Raw genomic sequence first — 19,598 nt, 5'->3', positions numbered from 1 at the left:
AACTATGCTACGAATGGTAGATATTATTGAGAAGAAACGTGACGGGGGCTTGCTGTCAAAAGAAGAAATTGAATTTTTTGTTACAGGCTATACTGAAGGCTCAATTCCTGATTACCAGGCGAGTGCATTTCTAATGGCGATTTACTTTCAAAAAATGACCTCTGAAGAACAAGGATATTTGACGATGGCGATGGCTGAATCAGGTGATCAAATTGATTTGTCAGCTATTGAGGGTATTAAAGTAGACAAGCACTCCACGGGTGGCGTAGGCGATACGACGACGTTGATTTTGGCTCCACTCGTCGCGGCTTGCGGTGTTCCAGTTGCCAAAATGAGTGGGCGCGGACTGGGCCACACAGGAGGTACACTCGATAAGCTTGAAGCGATTGAAGGCTTCCACGTGGAAATTTCCACTGCGCAATTCATTCAGCAAGTCAATGATTTGAAAATTGCTGTTATCGGGCAAAGTGGTAATTTGACACCTGCGGATAAAAAGTTATACGCGTTACGAGACGTCACAGCAACTGTAGATAGTATTCCGCTTATAGCGAGTTCCATTATGAGCAAAAAGCTAGCTGCAGGTGCAGATGCGATCGTTCTTGACGTTAAAACAGGTGTTGGTGCATTCATGAAAACTTTGGAGGATTCCAAACGACTAGCGGATGCAATGGTTGCAATCGGTAATGAAGTCGGACGCAACACAAGCGCGGTCATTTCGGACATGAGCCAGCCGCTAGGACTAGCAATCGGCAATGCGTTAGAAGTTAAAGAAGCTATTGACACACTACAAGGCAAAGGCCCAGCAGACCTGACTGAACTATGCCTAGTGCTCGGGAGCAAGATGCTACTAGCTGCTGACAAAGCCACTGATGAACAAAACGCGCGTGCTCAGTTACAACAGGTCATGGAAAACGGTGACGCACTTCGCTTATTTGGTGAATTAATTCGTGCGCAAGGCGGCAATGCAGAAGTCATTACCAATCCAAACCTTCTACCACAAGCACCATTCCAAATCGATGTTCCTGCTAAACAAAGCGGTTACATTAGTCAAATTGACGCAGACGAAGTAGGAGTAGCGGCTATGCTCTTAGGAGCAGGACGCGCAACAAAAGAAGACGTAATCGATCTAGCAGTCGGTATCATGCTAAAGAAAAAAATAGGTGACTACGTGGAAGCAGGGGAATCAGTAGCTATTCTCCACTCAAACAAAGAACATGCAGACGACTCCATCAAACTACTACAAGACCATATCCACATTTTAACAGAAAAAACACAAGCACCCCCATTAATCCACATAATCTAATCAATAAACGCCATGTATCTGATGTATTCCAAGCAATTGGAACCTTCCAGACACATGGCTTTTTTTGACCTCCATGTGTAAATCCTACATTCCATGTCCATACTCTTGAATAGCTCCAGCTTTGAAGGTGCCCACGTTTAGAAAATAGTAGTAGTGAGTTTAGTTCCCTAAAGTTACTAAGTGGTTTTATTGTTCGTCAATGAGCAACAAAACTAAACTGTACTCAAAAGTGAAGGCGCAACTGCGGGGGCGGCCGAAGCCTTGAGACAGCTAGCATTTTTTTCTAGTTGGCCCATGGCGGGAGGCAATCCCCCACGCGCCGTAGCGATGAGAGGAAGTCAACTTTATTTAACTTCGGTATCTGCAAAAAAGTCGAGTAACGACAACAATCCAAGCAAGAATTCATTGTCACAAACTAAGAAGCTTTGTGGATAGGTGACTAGTTTTGTCAAACGTAAAGGATTCTGGTTCTAAATGTGCGACAATGCCTTCATGAAGGAGGCGTTTTTAACACATGGCAACTATTAACCAATTGGAAAACGGCATCGTCTTGATCACATTAGCTGGTGAACTAGACAACCACGAAGCCAACCAAATTAGAGCAGAAGTATCTACCGCAATCTTCACAGGACAAACACGCGCAATCATATGGGACCTCTATCAATTAGGATTCATGGACAGCGCGGGTATTGGACTCATCCTAGGAAGAATGCGTGATTTGGCACCCGTCAATGGAGAAACATTGATCCTGAATCCTTCCCCCACAATGGAGAAAATATTTCAATTTTCAGGCCTTGGGGATGCCATAAGACACTGCACAGTCGAAGAGGCAATCGACGAAATCGGAGGGGTTGTACATGAAAAATGAACTGACACTATCCTTTCTAGCGATAGAACAAAACGAAGCACTCGCAAGAATGGCATTGACTTGCTTCATCACACCACTAGATCCGACTCTTGAAGAAATATCTGAATTCAAAACCATCGTCTCGGAAGCTGTAACAAACGCGATTATACATGGCTATGAATGTGATGGCAAAAGCTTAGTTACTATCCATGCGACGATTGATGACCGATCGGTGAAAATGACTGTGACGGACGAAGGCATGGGGATTTTCGATGTTGAGCAAGCGATGGAGCCGATGTTTACAACCAAGCCGCAAATGGAGCGATCGGGTATGGGCTTCACCATTATGGAGAGTTTCTCTGATTGTATCCGTGTAGATTCTACCCTTGGAAACGGGACTATCGTGACATTTGAAAAGAGATTTTCACCTGTCACAGAAGTAAGTAGAATGAGGTGACATATGGAAGCATCTGTTGAGAAGCAACACGCTCTACTGTCACAAGAAAAAATGAGAGAACTCATCAAAGAATCACAAACGGGTGACAAAGAAGCTAGACGAATGATGGTAGAAGGTAATACAAGGCTTGTCTGGTCCATCGTTCAACGATTCGCTTCGCGTGGTGCGGATTTAGAAGATTTATTTCAAATAGGCTGTATCGGCTTGATGAAATCAATAGATAAGTTCGATCTTTCATATGAAGTGAAGTTTTCAACATATGCCGTGCCGATGATTGTTGGAGAAATTCAGCGCTATTTACGGGATGATGGTATGGTGAAAGTAGGACGAACGATTCGCGAGTTGAGCTATAAAATCCGACATGCGACAGATGATTTTATTAAGAATAATGGTCGCTCACCTTCTATTTCTGAAGTGGCGGAAATCTTGGAAGTGTCTGTAGAGGATATTATTTTAGCTACGGATGCGTTGCGGGATCCAGCTTCCTTGCACGAACAATTGTATGAAAGTGAAGGAGATAGCCTAACGCTGATGGATCAGCTTCGCGATGATCGTTCGGAGCGGGTGTTTGATCATATTCCATTGCGGGATATCATTTCACGTTTGAATAAACGTGATCAAACGATTATCTATATGCGCTTTTATTTGGATTACACACAAAGCGATATTGCCAAACGAATTGGCATCTCTCAAGTGCAAGTATCGCGATTAGAGAAGAAGATCCTAGCGCAGATGAAAACATGGATGGGAGTCAATCCGGAAGAGTTATTGGAAAATAGGAGGACATAATGTGACCACTACTCTATTTACGTCTATAAGAGAAGGGGAAAGGTGGTTCATCAACCAATTCGGCAAAGGTGAAACATTTGATGCGACGAGTCGGTTGATCCACCTGTGGGATAAAGAAGTACTTCTTCTCTATATGAATGGACTAGTAGATGGGGAGGTCTTAACAACCTTACTAACTGAAATGCAGTATCGTAATGAATTATTTAAACGAGGAACGTCAGAAGAAACAGATCATGCGATGATGGAGTATTTTCCGTATCATGCACTGGAAATTGTTGAAACCGAAGATCAATTAGCGAAGTTCATTTTAAGTGGATTAGCGGTTTTCATCATGCGAGATGGTTTTACGTTCACGTTAGACGTCCGCTCATATCCAGGAAGGCAACCGGAAGAACCGGATACGGAAAAAGTTATTCGCGGGTCGAGAGACGGTTTCACGGAAAATATTTTAACGAATACGACGCTGATCCGCAGGAGATTACGCACGACTGATTTGCGATTTGAAATGCATGAGACATCTGTAAAAGGAAAAACAGATATAGTCATTGCATTTTTAAAAGGTGCAGTAAATGAAGAACATTTACACTTTGTTCGAGAACGTCTTGACCAACTCAAGACAGACGGCCTGACTATGACGGATAAATCATTGGAAGAGTTTTTGTTCAAACAAGGATTTCATCCGATGCCGTTTGTGCGCTATACCGAGCGAGCCGATATTTGTGCCGCGCATTTGTTAGAAGGTCATATTGCGATTATCGTTGATACGTCACCTTCTGTTATTTTGGTGCCTGTCACACTCTTTCATCACTTACAGCATGCAGAAGAGTATAGACAAGCACCGTTGATCGGAACATTTATACGTGCTGTGCGATTTATTGGGACATCTTTTAGTTTGGTAATGTTACCTTTTTGGTATTTATTATCAACAGAAAAACAATTTGTGCCTAGCGCCATTAAATATATTGGCCCGAATGAGTGGGGGGATGTGCCGCTCTTTGTGCAACTCTTATTGGCTGATGTCGGTATTGAGATATTGCGGATGGCTGCCATTCATACACCGACTCCGCTCTCGACCGCCATGGGTCTTGTCGCTGCCATTGTAATTGGACAAGTGGCCATTGACGTAGGATTGTTCTCGTCGGAAGTTGTACTCTATGTAGCAGTCAGTGCGATATTGACGTTTGCGATCCCGTCATTCGAGCTAAGTATTACGACAAAAGTGTTTCGGGTTTTCTTATTAGTATTGACTGCTTTATTTGGCGCACCTGGATTCTTTATCGGGCTTGCGATCACGTTTTATTACTTAGCCTCTTTAAAACCGATGAATGTGCCTTATTTGTGGCCATTCACTCCGTTTTTCCCTAAAGCAATGTTGCGTGTGCTAATACGTTTCCCTATGACTGTAGACGATCCCCGTCCATTTATTACAAAATCACCAAAGCGTGACAGGATGTCGTAAGGTGTTGATTCATTTCATTCTAACATTGCCTCTCTCACTATTCTTATGATAAAGTTATCAAAGAGAATTCGGGAGGGGTATATAAGATGCATCTTTATGGAACGCAGTCAGTGAATGAAAACGGTCACTTAACAATCGGGGGAGTCGATGTTTCCGAACTAGCTTCGCAGTATGGGACACCTGTCATGGTTTATGATACGGAATTGTTCAAACAGCGTGCACAAGGTTTCAAAGAGACGTTTGAGAAGAAGGGAATGCATGCGCAAGTTGCTTATGCGAGTAAGGCTTTTTCTTCGATCGCAATCTATCAATTGGCAGAGCAACAAGGACTGTCTTTGGATGTCGTGTCTGGAGGAGAATTGTATACGGCAGTAGTAGCGGGATTCCCTCGTGAACGCATTCATTTCCATGGTAACAATAAAAGCAGAGAAGAAATTTTGTATGCGTTTGAAGAACAAATAGGCTGTATCGTAATTGATAACTTTTTGGAGATCGAACTCATCAAGGCTATTGCGACAGAACGAAAGCAGAAAATGAATGTCCTAATCCGTGTAACGCCAGGAATTGAAGCGCATACCCATGATTATATTACAACAGGGCAGGAAGACTCTAAATTTGGTTTTGATTTAAAAAATGGACAAACAGATGAAGCGTTTGAAGCATTGCATACGCATGAATTCATCAATTTCCTCGGTATGCATTGTCATATCGGTTCGCAAATATTCGAAACGGATGCCTTTCGTTTTGCTGCGGAAGTTTTGATGGAGAAAATGGTAGCATGGCGCACGACACATCAGTTTATCTGTCCTGTATTGAATTTAGGTGGCGGCTTTGGTATTCGCTATACAGAAGAGGATCAGCCACTTGAGCCGGCTGTGTATGTAGAAGAAATGGCAGATGTCGTGAAATCGATGGCGGAGGAATGCGAGTATCCAATTCCGGAAATTTGGATTGAGCCTGGTCGCTCACTTGTAGGGGATGCAGGAACAACGATTTATTCATCTGGCAGTACGAAGGAAGTGCCGGGTGTTCGCACGTATGTGGCTGTCGACGGTGGAATGTCGGATAATATTCGTCCCGCTTTATATGATGCGCACTATTCAAGTGCTATTGCCAATCGCATGAACGAGCCTCATGACCAACAATGGACTGTTGCAGGGAAGTGCTGTGAGTCAGGTGATAAGCTGATTGAAAACGCCTCATTACCAAAAGTGGAAACTGGGGACTTACTGGCAGTTTTTTGTACAGGTGCGTATACGTATTCCATGGCCAGCAACTATAATCGTTTGCCACGACCAGCTGTTGTATTTGCGGAAAACGGTCAACATCAACTTGTGGTGAGAAGAGAAACATATGAAGATATCATCAAATTGGATCTCCCGTTACATCAAGAGGAGAAGGAGATTTCCCGATGAAAAAGAAAAATCTCATCCTCTTTTTAGCTATAGTTGTGATGGCGTTAATTTGGGGAGTTGTCTATTGGTATTTAGTCGTACCCATAATTGATCCTCGTTAACGATGATGTGATGAGTTGAAAAAAATGGAATGTTCGTGTAAACTGTACAAAGGATTTCCGAAAAGAAGGGGTTACTATTGAAGCTTATTCGTTTTAAGAAAGCGCAAGAAAAAATTGCTATGGGCTTTTTATCTTATATCCCTAGTGAGAAAATGTTACGAAAACTGCAAGAAACCGTTCAACAATATATATGTGATGAACACTGGCAACTATTTCTCTACAAAGAACTTGAAGATTACATTGGATTGATCGGTGTAGAAGTAAATGACGAAGCACGTACGTACACGGTACAGCATGTATCTCTGAACCCATCATTTCGTGGGGAAGGTATTGGCTTTAAGATGCTGAAGGAATTGCAAAACATTTATCCTGGCTATCGTTGTCAAAGTACGGACTTTACAGAGCCGTTTATAGCTAGTTGTCTACGAAAAGAAGAAGGCGCAGATCGTTAACGACTGCCCTTCTTCTTTTCTTCGCGTTGTAAGAGAATATCTGACCGGTCTCTTTGCATATGTTTATGAATAACGGCTGCACTGTTTTTTGGAAGTAATTGCATAGGTTGTTCATTTTCAGCAGCGTGTTGCAAGGCGGTGGAGATTGGTAGAGGGAATGCAGTGAAGCACTCGCCAGACTCAATGCGATCAAGCGATTTCTCTAGCTGTTGTATCACTTGATCAACCGCAACCTCTTTTTTGTAGTCACTATAGATGGCGGGCATTTGTTGGAATCTACAAAGCGCATTTCGCAATGTTCGTGTTGCACCTTTGATATTGCCGCGTCGCCAGTGATATAATCCGGTTGCCATAAGAATATAGCCAGTCAATGGATGTTCTTTCGAGAAATCCTGTTGTCCTTTCCAATATTCTTCTAGCACTTCATGACATTCGAAATAATCTTGATTGTCATTGAAATACACAATAAAATGTAGAAAATGAGGATGGTAGTACGGATGCATTCTACATCATTCCTTTCAAGTTAGGTAGGTAGTGAAAATGAGTTATAGTGTGAAATTAGAAGTATTTGAAGGGCCGCTTGATTTATTATTACACTTGATCAATCGACTGGAGATTGATATTTACGATATCCCCATGGCGGAATTGACTCAACAATACATAGAGCATCTGCACGCTATGCGCGTCCTGAAGTTGGATGAGTTGAGTGAGTATCTTGTGCTTGCGGCCACCCTTTTAGAAATAAAAAGTAAAATGTTACTGCCTGTCAATGAAGAGGAAACGTTTGATGATGAATTTGATTACGAAGAGGAAGATCCGCGTGAAGAACTCATTGCTCGCTTAATCGAATATCGGAAGTACAAAGAAGCGGCCAACACGCTACGTGAGTCTGCTGCAGATCGCGATGAACACTTCACTAAGAAACCTGAAGATTTATCCGATTATGGGGAGCCGCTTGTACAGGAGACGACAGAGCCGTTAAACGTCTTTGACTTAATTGGTGCGTTCCAAAAGATGCTACAACGAAAAAAGCTGCGCTTACCTCTAACAGCGAGTATAACAAAAAGGGAGCAGTCTGTCGGTGATAAGATGTCAAGTATCATGAGTAGGCTTGAGACGTGTGGAGGCGAATGTGAATTCCACGAGCTATTTGAGATGGTGACCACACCGGAGCTCGTGCTGACTTTCTTATCATTGCTCGAGCTGATGAAATTGCAAGAAGTGAATGTACGCCAACAACGTAATTTTAAAGAGTTACTAATCTCATTGATTTGAAGGGATGTGTGCAATGGATATGGAATCCAGGCTTATAGGAATGACGGAAAGTTTTTTATTCGTGGCGGGTGAAGAAGGTATGACATTAGCTGAATTAGCCGTATTGCTTGAATGCAGCGATGAGCAGGTAATCGAAATAATGAACGCTTTGCATGAACAGTATGAGCAAGATGAAAAGCGTGGAATCACATTAAAAAGCTATGGTGGTAGCTATCGCTTAGTGACGAAAAGTGAATGGGTAGATGATATTAAAAGAATGCTTGAGAATCCAAAACCTTCAACTTTTACACAAGCGGCTCTAGAAGTACTTGCAATCATTGCCTACAAGCAACCGGTGACTCGGGTAGAAGTGGATGATTTGCGCGGTGTAAAGTCTGAACGTGCGCTGTCTTCTTTAACTGGTAAAGGATTCGTTGAGGAAGTTGGACGTATGGATGGACCTGGACGACCTATTTTATATGGGACGACGGATTTCTTCTTGGACCGCTTTGGCTTGGCATCCGTTGCAGATTTACCACCACTTTCACTAGAAGAAGAGTCAGAACCAGAAGATACGGATTTATTTATGACGAAATTTCAGGAAGCCTTTTCAATCCAAGACGAAGGAGGACAAGATGATTGAGAAAGACTTCGGTCATAGCTTCGTTGTTTCTAGCGCTATTGTTAGTAGCACCTGCTACCATCCATGCAGCCGGCTCGTCGTGGGCGGTGATAGATGCGGATACTGGTAGATTATTGAAGGGTGAAAATGAGCACTACCCATTACCTATCGCAAGTTTGACGAAAATGTGGACGGCCTATACATTTTTGGAATTAAAGTCAGAAAGCGAAGAAACGATGATTTCAGCAGAAGCGGCGACCGCTGAAGGTTCGTCTATTTATTTGCAACCTGGTCAAGTGATGCAGACTGATGATTTGCTACATGGGCTAATGCTGCGTTCAGGAAATGATGCTGCGCAAGCGCTAGCAGAACATGCTGGCGGCTCAGTAGAAGGTTTTGTTTATTTGATGAATGAAAAAGCAGAACACCACGGATTGGAGCAAACGTACTTTACGAATCCGTCAGGGTTGCATCATGAGCGCCACTTGTCTTCAGCGTATGACACCGCGAAAATGTTGTATTTTGCAATGAAAAATCCCAAGTTTCGGAAAATTGCTACAACGAAAAATCATTCGTATGAAACGGATAAAGGGAAGAACAGCTGGCAGAATAAGCATCGATTGCTACTGTCGGAGCCTTCTGCAATTGCAGGCAAGACAGGCTTCACAAAAGCAGCGGGTCGCACACTCGCAACCTACTTTGAGAAAGATGGCAAATCAGTCATTGTTGTGACATTGAATAATGGAGACGACTGGAAAGTACACAAGCATTTATCACAGCAAATATTTACAGAGTACAAGCGCTATACCGTCGCAAAAAAGGGACGGTATCAAATCTTTCCTCATATGACAGCAACACTAGAGGATTCTATTACATTGCTCGTAAATAAAAATGAAAAAAAGTCACTATCCAATGTTTTGCAAATACCTCAAACAGAACAAGCACAGAAAAAAGGCTATTGGTCTGTCTACTTAGACACTGAGCCGATCAAGACTGTAGCTGTAGATATCGACACGAAAAAGTAAATAGATTACTCACTATTTCGAAGATTGTCCTCTCTAGGACAGTCTTCTTTTCATTTGACTCAAAGTATGACATAATTTTTTCAGTATGTAACACCAAGGAGGAAGTTATGGAAAGATTACAAAAGGTATTAGCGCAGGCTGGTGTGGCTTCAAGAAGAAAAGCAGAGAAGCTCATCCTAGACGGCTTAGTTAAAGTAAATGGCGAAGTAGTAACAGAACTAGGTACAAAAGTTAGCAGAATGGACACAATTGCTGTAGAAGGCGTTCAATTGACGAAAGAAAAGCCTGTCTATTATTTACTTTATAAACCTAGAGGCTACATCTCGACGGTGGCTGATGATAAAGGACGTAAAACGGTCATCGATTTAGTGCCGGAAATTGAAGAACGGATTTTCCCGGTTGGTAGATTGGACTATGACACGTCAGGTGTCTTGCTTTTGACAAATGACGGGGACTTCTCTTACTTAATGACGCACCCGAAATTTGAAATTCAAAAACGATATGTTGCAAAAGTTAAAGGGATCCCGACGCGGGAGAACTTGAAAAAGCTAGAAACAGGAATTGAGTTAGACGATGGAAGGACGGCGCCAGCTCATGTCAAAATGACTACAGTCGACAAAAAGACAAACTCCGCTATTGTTGAAATTACAATCCATGAAGGTCGTAATCGTCAAGTGCGTAGAATGTTCGATGCGATTGGTTGTCCTGTGACGAAGCTAAAACGTGAACAATTTGCTAATTTAACGACACGTGGTCTCAACGCGGGGGAAGCACGACAATTGACGACACATGAAATAAAGCAATTACGTGTGCTCGCAGAAACGGGTAAAATCGGTTAATAAAGCCTTGAAAGTTCACAAACCTATCACGACTGCGGCATCAACTGATTTTCCCTTTTGGTATAATGAATTAGGAACGAAAATTTGACAGGAGGTTACATGATTGGTCAAAAAGAAAAATAAAAAGACTATCCGGCTAATTAGCAGGACAGCCCTTCTATTAATTTTAGCAGCCATCATTGTTTACGCGATTACTTCAAAAGATAAGGTAAAAGTATTAGCTGAAGGAGATAAAGCTCCTGACTTTGAGCTTGTGGATTTAGAAGGGAATGCACATCGACTGTCTGACTACAAAGGACAAGGTGTGTTCTTGAACTTTTGGGGGACTTGGTGTCCACCGTGTAAAAAGGAAATGCCGTATATGGAAGACCTGTACAAAGACTTCGAAGCGAAGGGCGTACATATTCTAACAGTTAACGTTGGAGAACCGAAAGTGAAAGTGGAACTCTTCCGTGATGATATGAATCTAACGTTTCCTATGTTGTGGGATAAGAATAAAACAGTGATGGACTTGTATAATATTAAGCCATTGCCTACGACTTTTTTGATCAATCCTGAAGGTAAGATCACGAGAGTTATTAAACAAGGAATGACAAAGCAGCAGATTGTGGATTATTTAGAAAGCATTCAACCAAAATAAGGAGTTTGATACTCAATGAGCAAAATAACATGCCAATGTGGTCATGAAAATCCTTATGGCACGGAGCTTTGCGAGCAGTGCGGACGTCCATTATCTGAAAAAGCAAAGGAAAGTGACATTGTTGATATGCGTTACGAGGGATCTTCAAGAAGATCCCAGACGTATAAAAGTTCAATAGTCGATAAAATATGGAACTTTTTCTCCAGTGTCAAAATTGGCGTCGGCATTATTGCGGCTGTGTTAATCGCTTCTGCAATTGGGACTGTTTTTCCACAGAAATTCTATGTACCCGCATCAACTGATGCAGAGTATGCGGAATACTATGAGCGTCTCTATGGTGTCGTAGGGAAAATTTATTATCAATTAGGTTTTTATGATATGTATAATAGTTGGTGGTTTAAAGTACTGATCGGTATGCTCGCGACTTCTATTATTATCGCAAGTATTGACCGAGTCGTACCACTTTATAAATCACTTAAAAAGCAACGTACACGCCGCCACCCATCTTTTATGAAGCGTCAGCGGATTTATGGGGAAGGCACAATTGAAAATACAGCTGAATCTTTTGCGAAAGCAGAAGAAGAACTAAAAAAAATGCATTACAACGTAAAAACAGAAAACGGGGCAATTTTAGCCGAAAAGCATCGTTTCTCTCGTTGGGGCCCGTATGTAAACCATACAGGACTCATTATCTTTTTCGTCGGCGTATTACTTCGCGGTATTCCAGGTTTCTATGTGGATGAAGCGATGTGGATACGTGAAGGTGAAACACGTAATATCGTCGGTGCGCCAGGATATGTACTTGAAAACAAAGGCTTCACATTAGAGAACTATACTAAAGAAGAAGCAGAAGAAGTTTTTGGTGCGGCATTAGATAAAGTGGGTTCCATCGTGAAAACGTATAGGACCGATGTTACATTGTATAAAGAAAAAGAAGGTTCTTTACCTGGTAGTGATAATCTTGAAAAAGTTGAGGATTACGCAATCGTTGTGAATAAACCATTGAAATTTAACGGTTATAACGTCTTCCAAATGGACTACAAACTTGATGAACTAAAAACAATGACGTTCCATTTAGTGGAGAAATCGTCTGAGGAGTCATTAGGTGAATTTACGGTCGATTTAAGTAATCCGGAAAAAAAGTATGATTTAGGTAAGGGTGCGTCTGTAAATATGCTTGGATTTTATCCGGACTATGACGGGATAAAAGATGGTGAACCATATTCGAAGTCGCCGGTTCCAAACAACCCTGCATTCATCTTCCAAATGAACACACCTGAAAAGCCAGAAGGCGAGAAAAGTTTTGTTGCGATTCGCCAAACGCTTGAAGTGGAGCAAAATGATTATGCAATCAAGTTTGCTGCTGCTGAAACACGTAATATTTCGGGTTTAACGATCCGTAAAGATAAAACATTGTATATTTTGCTACTTGGTGGTCTAGTCTTTATGATTGGTGTTATTCAAGGAATGTATTGGCAACATCGTCGAATTTGGATTCAAGAAGGTGCGGATGGTCAAGTATTGATCGCTGCTCACACGAATAAAAACTGGTTCTCTTTACGTAAGGAACTAGATAAACTAAGAGAATCTACCGCCTTGCCTGCTTATAAAGATCGTCAGGATCCTGAGTTGGACAAGCCAGAACAGGAAGGGGACGAAGAAATATGGACTTAGTTACTATCAGCAGTAACTTATTACTAATATCATTTATTGCGTACTTAGTAGCGACTCTATTTTTTGGTGGAGCCATTAAAAAGTCAAAAACAGAAAAAGCCTATCACAATAGTAAATGGGGAACGATTGGTCTTGTCATTACAATCATCGGATTCCTTACACATATAGGTTATTTCGCCACGCGATGGATTGCATCGGGCCACGCACCACTCAGTAATATGTTTGAATTCACAACGGCATTCGGTATGATGCTTGTCGGTGCATTTATTCTGCTGTACATCATGTACCGAACGCCTTCTCTTGGGTTGTTTGCTTTACCGATTGCGATTATTATCATTTCCTATGCAACGATGTTCCCACGGGAAGTTACTCCGTTAATCCCTGCATTGCAAAGTAAATGGTTGTTCATCCACGTAATTACAACGGTAATTGGTGAATCCATTCTTGCTATAAGTGCGGTAGCTGGATTAGTGTTTTTAGTGAAAAACATTGATATGACGAAAAAATCTAAACAACGTTTTTGGATTGAAGCCGTCATGTTTACGCTCGTCCTTGTTCTAGGTTTTGTCGTAACATCTACAACTTTCAAGACGATGGGCTATGAAGCGGAATTCACGTATATCGATAAAAACGAAGCGCCTGCAGAAATTACTTATCATATTCCGCCACTATTCGGAATGAACGAATACGAAGCGATGACACCAGGTGCAATGAAGCCTTGGGTAGAATTGCCGCCAATTATTAACGCGCAAAGATTAACATCTCTAACCTGGTCCGTTGCAGTAGGGGCTGTACTTTATTTACTATTGCGCCTCATAGCGCGCAAGCCGATCGCTGCCGTGTTCCAGCCGCTAGCGAAAAAAGCAAATTCTCAGTTGATGGATGAGATCGGATATCGTTCCGTATTAATCGGATTCCCGGTGTTTACTCTCGGCGCGTTGATATTCGCTATGATTTGGGCGCATGAAGCTTGGTCGCGGTTCTGGGGTTGGGATCCTAAAGAAGTATGGGCGCTCATCACGTGGTTATTCTACGCTGCGTTCCTTCACCTGCGTCTATCTAGAGGTTGGGAAGGTCAGAAGTCTGCTTGGCTAGCTGTGATAGGTTTTGTAATTATTATGTTTAACTTAATTGCAGTTAACTTGATTATTGCAGGCTTGCACTCCTATGCGTAAATTTTGACTGCATGGCAACTATTGTCATGCAGTCTTTTTATTTCTTTTTATACTGCATAATAGGTACAATAGAGATAGAAGATTGTCGAAAGGGGTAATTTTATATGGAAGAGACTGTGAAGCTATTAGTAGTGGATGACGAGGATCGGATTCGCCGATTGTTAAATATGTATTTATCACGTGAAGGTTATGAAATCGATGAGGCTATTGATGGGGTGGAGGCTTTAGAGAAAGCGTTCGCTGAGCAGTACGATTGTATCTTGCTCGATGTCATGATGCCTGAAAAAGATGGGCTAGAAGTACTCGCAGAACTTCGTGAGAATAAGCAAATGACACCTGTTATTTTGTTGACAGCTAAAGGTGAAGAAGCGGACCGTGTAGGAGGCTTTGAAAGTGGTGCGGATGATTATATCGTTAAGCCATTCAGTCCGAGAGAAGTCGTGTTGCGAGTCAAGGCGATGCTTAGAAGATCTGTGTCATTCCCAAATGTTTCATCGAATACATCATCAAAAGATTTGGTTGTGTTCCCTCAACTGACGATCGATCACGATGCACATCGTGTGACAGCGGAAGGGAAAGAGGTCAACTTAACACCGAAGGAATATGAACTACTATATTTCTTAGCAAAGTCCCCTGACAAAGTGTTCGATCGAGAGCAATTATTGAAAGAAGTATGGCATTATGAGTTTTTCGGTGATTTACGTACTGTCGATACGCACGTTAAACGGCTTCGTGAGAAATTAAGCCGCGTTTCAGATAGGGCAGCGAAAATGATCGTTACGGTATGGGGTGTCGGCTACAAGTTCGAGGTTCCGAACGAATGATCAGAATATGGAATTCAATTGTCGGGAAGCTATGGGCCACCATATTGCTTCTCGTTTCATTTGTACTGTTTATCGTGACATTGCTACTGCTAGAGTTCCTAGATAATTTCCATACGAAACAAGCGGAAGAATCATTGCAGAGGGAAGCTGCCACCATCAGCAAAATTGTCAATGATACCGAAGAACAAAGTAGGAATTCCATGTATGTGATTATAGATGATATTTTGGATAAGGAAACAAATGCCATAGTCGTTGATCAACAAGGGACGATACTTTATTCGTTCCATACGGCCGATAGTAAGGAAGAAATTGAGAAAAAGTTACTCTCTGAAACTAGTTTGTTTGAATCACCGGAAGTTGGAAAGCAGAAAGTGAAAGAAATGATCTTGCCCTCATTAACTATAAATGAAGTGATGGAGCAATATTTACTTTTTTCCTATCCGTTTGAGCCGGCGCCTGGGGAAATCGCCAGCGTGTTGATGTATCAGAGTTTGGATGCTATACATCGGACGACGAAAAGTACGACGAACATCGTGTTCTTATCAGCATTTATTGCGTTTATTTTAACTACATTTTTCGCCTTTTTCTTATCGACACGTATTACATTACCACTGCGGAAGATGAAACAGGCGGCTTTTGAGTTGTCTAAAGGAAATTTTAATACGCATTTACCTGTTGCGCAAAAAGACGAAATCGGGCAGCTAGCAACAGCTTTCAATCAAATGGGCCGACAGCTGAAATATAATATTGAATTGATTAAACAAGAGAAAGAACAATTATCAAGCATTCTAACATCGATGACAGATGCAGTTATTACATTCAATCAAGATTACTCGATTTTATTGAAAAACCCGCAAGCTGAATTATTGTTGAAGAAATGGTATGGCTATAACGCGAAAAAGAATCATCCGTTACCAAAAGAAGTGTTTCATATGCTTGAGCATGCGATTTCATTTTCTGAGCAAGTAGAAGATGAGTTGGAGCTAGGTGGACAATTTTATGTTATTTCAATCAGTCCGTTGTACAGTGAAAACAGTATTCGTGGAGCGGTTGCTGTATTCCGTGATATGACCGAACAACATAAGCTTGATAAATTGCGTTCGGACTTCATCGCCAACGTCTCCCATGAGCTACGAACACCTATTTCAATGCTCCAAGGCTATAGTGAAGCGATCATTGATGATGTTGTGAGCAGTGAAGAAGAACGTATGGAAATGGTGCAAATTATTCATGATGAATCGAAGCGAATGAGCCGATTAGTGACGGATTTGCTGAATCTAGCACGAATGGAATCTGGGCATATTCAATTAAACCAAGAGCCATTGCCTGTCGTAGACTTCCTTAATCGCCTGGTTACTAAATTTTCACAAGTCGCGAAGGATGCGGAAGTGGATTTATCGTTGAAGACGGATGAATCAACGGGTCTTCTTGTGAATGCGGATGAAGACCGTTTGGAACAAGTATTTACGAATCTAATTGATAATGCCATTCGCCATACTCCTAACGGTGGAGCGGTGACATTAGGTGTTTACCGATCAAAGGGTATGCTAGATATAACCGTTGCTGACACGGGAGTCGGAATACTAGAAAAAGATTTGCCGTTTGTCTTTGAGCGTTTTTATAAGGCGGATAAAGCACGAACGAGAGGGAAAGGTGGTACTGGGCTTGGCTTAGCAATCGCAAAAAATATTATGGAAGCACATCGTGGATCTATCCTTGCAACACGCGGAGAAGTTGCAGGTACAATCTTTATATGTTCACTTCCATTTGATCAGTCAATAAACTGAAACTTTTTTTGATATGAATCGACTACTTAATAGAGCGAGGGGATTGAATGGAGGAATCCGTATTTCTGCGTTTATACGAAGACTATAACCGAGATGTATTTAGTTTTTTGATCTATCTCACTCGCAATCGGGATATAGCAGAAGATTTAATGCATGAAGTGTACGTTCGTGTACTTAAATCATATGGGAATTTCGAAGGTAAAAGCTCGGAAAAAACATGGTTATTCGCTATTGCAAAAAATGTTTCCATTGATTACTTTCGTAAACAAGCAACGATTAAAAAACATACGAATTTCCACTTTGATTGGGAAACGACAGAATTAGTTGCGACAGATCGCCTTCCTGAACAGTTAATCGAAGTGGATGAAGAAAAACGAGTCATGTTAGAAGCGTTGCATAGTTGTACTGGTGATCAGAAAATGGTCATTCTTATGCGGTTTTTCCAAGACCTAACGATTGCTGAAACAGCGGACGCGTTAGAGTGGACAGAGAGCAAAGTGAAAACAACACAGCATCGTGCGATCAAAGCACTGCAAGCAAAGGTAAGAGAGGGGGATAGGGCATGAGTAAAAAGAAGTGGGATGAAGAAAAAATTGACAAGACTTTACGTGAAATGCCAACAATTGAGGATCGACGCTCGAAGGAAGACGTGTTGCAAAGGCTGAAAAATGATTCGAGACTAGTTGCAAAGCAATCGAAGAAAAAAGCGTCTAAAGTAAACTGGATGCCAATTATTGTGGCTGCTGCAGCGGTTCTTTTGCTCACAATCTTAGTGCCTACATTCCTTAATCAAACCGAACAAACAGCAATGGATAAAATAACTTCACAAGACGCATCAGAATCCATGAAAATAGAAAGTCGCTCCATAATAAGTGAGGAAAGTGCAGAAAGTACAGAAAGTACAGAAAGTACAGAAAGTACAGAAAGTACAGAAAGTACAGATAAGGTAATGTTTTCGAATGCTACAGAAATACATTACGCAGCTTATGCTGACAGTACGCAGATACCTTTTCATATAGGTCTTGCTACTGATCAGGCGACGATTATACCTGTTACATTCTTATTGCCTAAAAAACAGGTAATAAGTGATCTTCATTCGAGTGAACCGGATGCTGTAGCTTTATACAATATGTACGCAGAGAAGATAGACGAGGAAGCACTTGGCTTCACAGCATATCACCCATATGACGCGGAAGTTTCATCCGAAAACGATCAAGTGGTAATGAAGTTTCCTGCGCATCACTCGTATGATCTAGCAAGTGCTACACTTGAAATGTTGAATCTTTCTGTTCAAGCGACGTTTCACGGCATGGATGAAGTGGTATTTTTTCAAGAAGACGGCTCACCTATTACGTTTGATCAAGTAGGTGAAGTAGATGAACCACTAGTGCTATCTAGTAATATAACGCATCAAGCATATTATCGATTTACGCAAAAAAATGCAGAACAGCTTCTTTCCTCGAATTTCGGACAGTCTTATGCAGCAGTAGAAGAAGCGTTAAAGGCAATGAAAGAAACGCCGAATGATATCTATTCTAGCGTTGTGCCTGAAGACGTAGATTTTGCGGTGACTGAAGAGCAAGGAATTATACATGTGAAATTCACACAACAACTAGATCTTGACAGTTTGCAACAGGAAGATGCTATGCAGTTGATTGAAGGCATCTTACTAACAGCTGCAAGTTTTGATCAACAAGTTCAGTTTGGTCATATAGTACAAGAGAACTGGATGGGTTTTGATTTTACACAACCGCTAGAAAAGCCAATCGGAGCCAATCCAAAGCAATTGATTATCGAATGAAGCTGTTTTGTAAACTCGTGTAGTTTACAAAACAGTTTTTTTACGCTACAATATGAATATAACTAAATATTGATTCATCTTCGGGGCAGGGTGTAATTCCCGACCGGCGGAAATAAAATAGGTTTCTATTTTTAGCCCGCGAGCGTAACAGCTGATTCTGGTGAGATTCCGGAGCCGACAGTATAGTCTGGATGGGAGAAGGTGAAGGTGCAGCCATCTTTTTTGTGTACGCAAAAATGGTGCTTGTTTACGGCCGGATAAATGTATTTTATTTATCTGTACTTAAAAGTGCATTTAACTCTCCCTAAAGCTTACTCGCTTTAGGGATTTTTTAGCGAAGCAACGGATGTGCGAGCCTTTCCTCTTTTGAAGTGAATCGCAAAAGGAGAGAGGAACAAGTGAATAACAAAAGGTTACACAAGTTGATTTTGGTGGCTATATTAGGTAGTATCTCAACGGTTTTAATGCAGTTCAATTTTCCAATCCCGGCTATGCCTGGGTTTCTGAAAATTGATTTTAGTGAAATTCCGGCGGTCATGGCAATCATGACGATGGGCCCAGTTGCAGGAATTGGCGTAGAGTTTTTGAAGAATGTCATACATTGGTTTTTATCAGGAAGTCCTACTGGTGTTCCAGTGGGCGAGATCGCAAACTTTGTGACGGGTGTATTATTCATCATGCCAATTTACTGGATTTTCATGAAATACCGTTCAGCGAAAGGTTTAGTGGTAGGTTTGATCGCGGGTACAACAGCCATGGCGGTTGGTATGAGTTTGTTGAATTACCTAGTGTTCTTGCCGATGTACACGTATTTTCTAGGTATGCCTCCTGTCACAGGTAATGCATTGTATCAAATGATTATTTTAGGAATTTTGCCATTTAACTTGATCAAAGGTGTCATGTTGTTGGCTATTTCGTTAATGTTATATAAGAGTATGGAAAAGTGGATTTTCCAGCAGCAGAAGAAGTTGTTGTTCTAACAAAAAAGACAGTCTCCTAGTTATAAACTGTACCCTTTGTAAAGGACAATTAAAAAAAGCCTATGCTAGTTGTTGAAGTTGCTGCCTGTATTTTGCAGGCGGCAACTTTTTTAAATTCCATTGCCCACGATAATGATTGTAGTACGTCATATAC

21 protein-coding genes and 1 riboswitch are annotated in these 19,598 nt (G+C 41.5%); of the genes, 19 read left to right on the top strand and 2 right to left on the bottom strand.

Annotated features, from left to right (window positions below; all coding sequences use genetic code 11):
* Nucleotides 1–4 precede the first annotated feature (4 nt).
* From CSV79_RS00100 to CSV79_RS00070, 7 genes are all read left to right on the top strand, one after another.
* Nucleotides 5–1,303 (top strand): pyrimidine-nucleoside phosphorylase, encoded by a 1,299-nt coding sequence (locus CSV79_RS00100; RefSeq protein ID WP_099686999.1) that lies wholly within the window; start codon nt 5–7, stop codon nt 1,301–1,303.
* A gap of 514 nt (nt 1,304–1,817) precedes the next feature.
* Nucleotides 1,818–2,171 (top strand): STAS domain-containing protein, encoded by a 354-nt coding sequence (locus CSV79_RS00095; RefSeq protein ID WP_099686998.1) that lies wholly within the window; start codon nt 1,818–1,820, stop codon nt 2,169–2,171.
* Complete coding sequence (spoIIAB, locus tag CSV79_RS00090) at nt 2,161–2,607, top strand: anti-sigma F factor (protein WP_099686997.1); 447 nt, start codon at nt 2,161–2,163, stop codon at nt 2,605–2,607. The genes CSV79_RS00095 and spoIIAB overlap by 11 nt, the downstream gene beginning before the upstream one ends.
* Before the next feature lie 3 nt (nt 2,608–2,610).
* Nucleotides 2,611–3,396 (top strand): SigF/SigG family RNA polymerase sporulation sigma factor, encoded by a 786-nt coding sequence (locus CSV79_RS00085; RefSeq protein ID WP_099686996.1) that lies wholly within the window; start codon nt 2,611–2,613, stop codon nt 3,394–3,396.
* A 1-nt stretch (nt 3,397) separates the two neighbouring features.
* Nucleotides 3,398–4,855, top strand: a complete 1,458-nt coding sequence (locus CSV79_RS00080; protein ID WP_099686995.1) for a spore germination protein — start codon at nt 3,398–3,400, stop codon at nt 4,853–4,855.
* Between the two features lie 86 nt (nt 4,856–4,941).
* Entirely contained in the window at nt 4,942–6,270 is a 1,329-nt protein-coding gene (gene lysA, locus CSV79_RS00075; RefSeq protein ID WP_099686994.1) for a diaminopimelate decarboxylase, read from the top strand.
* A gap of 178 nt (nt 6,271–6,448) precedes the next feature.
* A complete protein-coding gene (locus CSV79_RS00070; protein ID WP_099686993.1) occupies nt 6,449–6,823 on the top strand; it encodes a GNAT family N-acetyltransferase in 375 nt (124 codons plus the stop codon).
* On the opposite strand, the gene CSV79_RS00065 is transcribed toward CSV79_RS00070, so the two are convergent.
* Nucleotides 6,820–7,326: a DUF309 domain-containing protein gene (locus tag CSV79_RS00065; protein ID WP_099686992.1), complete on the bottom strand. Its 507-nt coding sequence runs from the start codon at nt 7,324–7,326 to the stop codon at nt 6,820–6,822. The two genes, CSV79_RS00070 and CSV79_RS00065, sit on opposite strands and share 4 nt — an antisense overlap.
* A gap of 37 nt (nt 7,327–7,363) precedes the next feature.
* On the opposite strand from CSV79_RS00065, the gene CSV79_RS00060 reads away from it, so the two are divergent.
* The 12 genes from CSV79_RS00060 to CSV79_RS00005 all read left to right on the top strand — a co-directional run bounded on the left by CSV79_RS00060 (nt 7,364) and on the right by CSV79_RS00005 (nt 19,444).
* Nucleotides 7,364–8,098 (top strand): segregation/condensation protein A, encoded by a 735-nt coding sequence (locus CSV79_RS00060; RefSeq protein ID WP_099686991.1) that lies wholly within the window; start codon nt 7,364–7,366, stop codon nt 8,096–8,098.
* A 13-nt stretch (nt 8,099–8,111) separates the two neighbouring features.
* Nucleotides 8,112–8,720: an SMC-Scp complex subunit ScpB gene (gene scpB, locus CSV79_RS00055; protein WP_369824890.1), complete on the top strand. Its 609-nt coding sequence runs from the start codon at nt 8,112–8,114 to the stop codon at nt 8,718–8,720.
* Nucleotides 8,717–9,724, top strand: a complete 1,008-nt coding sequence (locus tag CSV79_RS00050; RefSeq protein ID WP_099686989.1) for a D-alanyl-D-alanine carboxypeptidase family protein — start codon at nt 8,717–8,719, stop codon at nt 9,722–9,724. Before scpB ends, CSV79_RS00050 begins: the two co-directional genes overlap by 4 nt.
* Before the next feature lie 107 nt (nt 9,725–9,831).
* Entirely contained in the window at nt 9,832–10,563 is a 732-nt protein-coding gene (locus CSV79_RS00045; protein ID WP_099686988.1) for a pseudouridine synthase, read from the top strand.
* A 103-nt stretch (nt 10,564–10,666) separates the two neighbouring features.
* Nucleotides 10,667–11,203, top strand: a complete 537-nt coding sequence (gene resA, locus CSV79_RS00040; RefSeq protein ID WP_099686987.1) for a thiol-disulfide oxidoreductase ResA — start codon at nt 10,667–10,669, stop codon at nt 11,201–11,203.
* 15 nt (nt 11,204–11,218) lie between these two features.
* Nucleotides 11,219–12,877 carry a cytochrome c biogenesis ResB family protein gene (locus CSV79_RS00035; RefSeq protein ID WP_099686986.1) on the top strand — a complete coding sequence of 553 codons (1,659 nt, stop codon included), beginning with the start codon at nt 11,219–11,221 and terminating at the stop codon, nt 12,875–12,877.
* Nucleotides 12,868–14,052 carry a c-type cytochrome biogenesis protein CcsB gene (ccsB, locus tag CSV79_RS00030; protein ID WP_099686985.1) on the top strand — a complete coding sequence of 395 codons (1,185 nt, stop codon included), beginning with the start codon at nt 12,868–12,870 and terminating at the stop codon, nt 14,050–14,052. Before CSV79_RS00035 ends, ccsB begins: the two co-directional genes overlap by 10 nt.
* Before the next feature lie 104 nt (nt 14,053–14,156).
* The gene (locus tag CSV79_RS00025; RefSeq protein WP_099686984.1) at nt 14,157–14,876 is read left to right on the top strand and encodes a response regulator transcription factor; all 720 of its coding nucleotides are present in this window, start codon (nt 14,157–14,159) and stop codon (nt 14,874–14,876) included.
* Entirely contained in the window at nt 14,873–16,663 is a 1,791-nt protein-coding gene (locus tag CSV79_RS00020) for an ATP-binding protein (RefSeq protein WP_099686983.1), read from the top strand. Before CSV79_RS00025 ends, CSV79_RS00020 begins: the two co-directional genes overlap by 4 nt.
* A 47-nt stretch (nt 16,664–16,710) precedes the next feature.
* Nucleotides 16,711–17,229, top strand: a complete 519-nt coding sequence (locus CSV79_RS00015) for a sigma-70 family RNA polymerase sigma factor (protein ID WP_099686982.1) — start codon at nt 16,711–16,713, stop codon at nt 17,227–17,229.
* Nucleotides 17,226–18,464, top strand: a complete 1,239-nt coding sequence (locus CSV79_RS00010) for a GerMN domain-containing protein (RefSeq protein ID WP_099686981.1) — start codon at nt 17,226–17,228, stop codon at nt 18,462–18,464. The genes CSV79_RS00015 and CSV79_RS00010 overlap by 4 nt, the downstream gene beginning before the upstream one ends.
* Nucleotides 18,465–18,536: 72 nt before the next feature.
* A riboswitch (FMN riboswitch) is annotated at nt 18,537–18,671 on the top strand.
* Nucleotides 18,672–18,862: 191 nt separating this feature from the next.
* Nucleotides 18,863–19,444: an ECF transporter S component gene (locus tag CSV79_RS00005; RefSeq protein ID WP_099686980.1), complete on the top strand. Its 582-nt coding sequence runs from the start codon at nt 18,863–18,865 to the stop codon at nt 19,442–19,444.
* A 60-nt stretch (nt 19,445–19,504) separates the two neighbouring features.
* Here the strand turns inward: CSV79_RS00005 and CSV79_RS17380 are convergent.
* Nucleotides 19,505–19,598, bottom strand: a 94-nt coding sequence (locus CSV79_RS17380) for an IS3 family transposase (protein ID WP_369824894.1), incomplete at its 5' end; no start/stop codon positions are given.

The sequence above is a fragment of the Sporosarcina sp. P13 genome (assembly GCF_002743055.1).
Taxonomy (GTDB): Bacteria; Bacillota; Bacilli; order Bacillales_A; family Planococcaceae; genus Sporosarcina.
Note: the sequence above shows the minus strand (reverse complement) of the source record. Positions and strands in the feature narration are given on the sequence as shown.

What these genes read in the sequence shown, in the direction of transcription:
- CSV79_RS00100 (WP_099686999.1), top strand. Translation starts at nt 5, where the DNA reads ATGCTACGAATGGTAGATATTATTGAGAAGAAACGTGACGGGGGCTTG.
- CSV79_RS00095 (WP_099686998.1), top strand. Translation starts at nt 1,818, where the DNA reads ATGGCAACTATTAACCAATTGGAAAACGGCATCGTCTTGATCACATTA.
- spoIIAB (WP_099686997.1), top strand. Translation starts at nt 2,161, where the DNA reads ATGAAAAATGAACTGACACTATCCTTTCTAGCGATAGAACAAAACGAA.
- CSV79_RS00085 (WP_099686996.1), top strand. Translation starts at nt 2,611, where the DNA reads ATGGAAGCATCTGTTGAGAAGCAACACGCTCTACTGTCACAAGAAAAA.
- lysA (WP_099686994.1), top strand. Translation starts at nt 4,942, where the DNA reads ATGCATCTTTATGGAACGCAGTCAGTGAATGAAAACGGTCACTTAACA.
- CSV79_RS00065 (WP_099686992.1), bottom strand. Translation starts at nt 7,326, where the DNA reads ATGCATCCGTACTACCATCCTCATTTTCTACATTTTATTGTGTATTTC.
- CSV79_RS00060 (WP_099686991.1), top strand. Translation starts at nt 7,364, where the DNA reads ATGAGTTATAGTGTGAAATTAGAAGTATTTGAAGGGCCGCTTGATTTA.
- scpB (WP_369824890.1), top strand. Translation starts at nt 8,112, where the DNA reads ATGGATATGGAATCCAGGCTTATAGGAATGACGGAAAGTTTTTTATTC.
- CSV79_RS00045 (WP_099686988.1), top strand. Translation starts at nt 9,832, where the DNA reads ATGGAAAGATTACAAAAGGTATTAGCGCAGGCTGGTGTGGCTTCAAGA.
- CSV79_RS00035 (WP_099686986.1), top strand. Translation starts at nt 11,219, where the DNA reads ATGAGCAAAATAACATGCCAATGTGGTCATGAAAATCCTTATGGCACG.
- ccsB (WP_099686985.1), top strand. Translation starts at nt 12,868, where the DNA reads ATGGACTTAGTTACTATCAGCAGTAACTTATTACTAATATCATTTATT.
- CSV79_RS00025 (WP_099686984.1), top strand. Translation starts at nt 14,157, where the DNA reads ATGGAAGAGACTGTGAAGCTATTAGTAGTGGATGACGAGGATCGGATT.
- CSV79_RS00020 (WP_099686983.1), top strand. Translation starts at nt 14,873, where the DNA reads ATGATCAGAATATGGAATTCAATTGTCGGGAAGCTATGGGCCACCATA.
- CSV79_RS00015 (WP_099686982.1), top strand. Translation starts at nt 16,711, where the DNA reads ATGGAGGAATCCGTATTTCTGCGTTTATACGAAGACTATAACCGAGAT.
- CSV79_RS00010 (WP_099686981.1), top strand. Translation starts at nt 17,226, where the DNA reads ATGAGTAAAAAGAAGTGGGATGAAGAAAAAATTGACAAGACTTTACGT.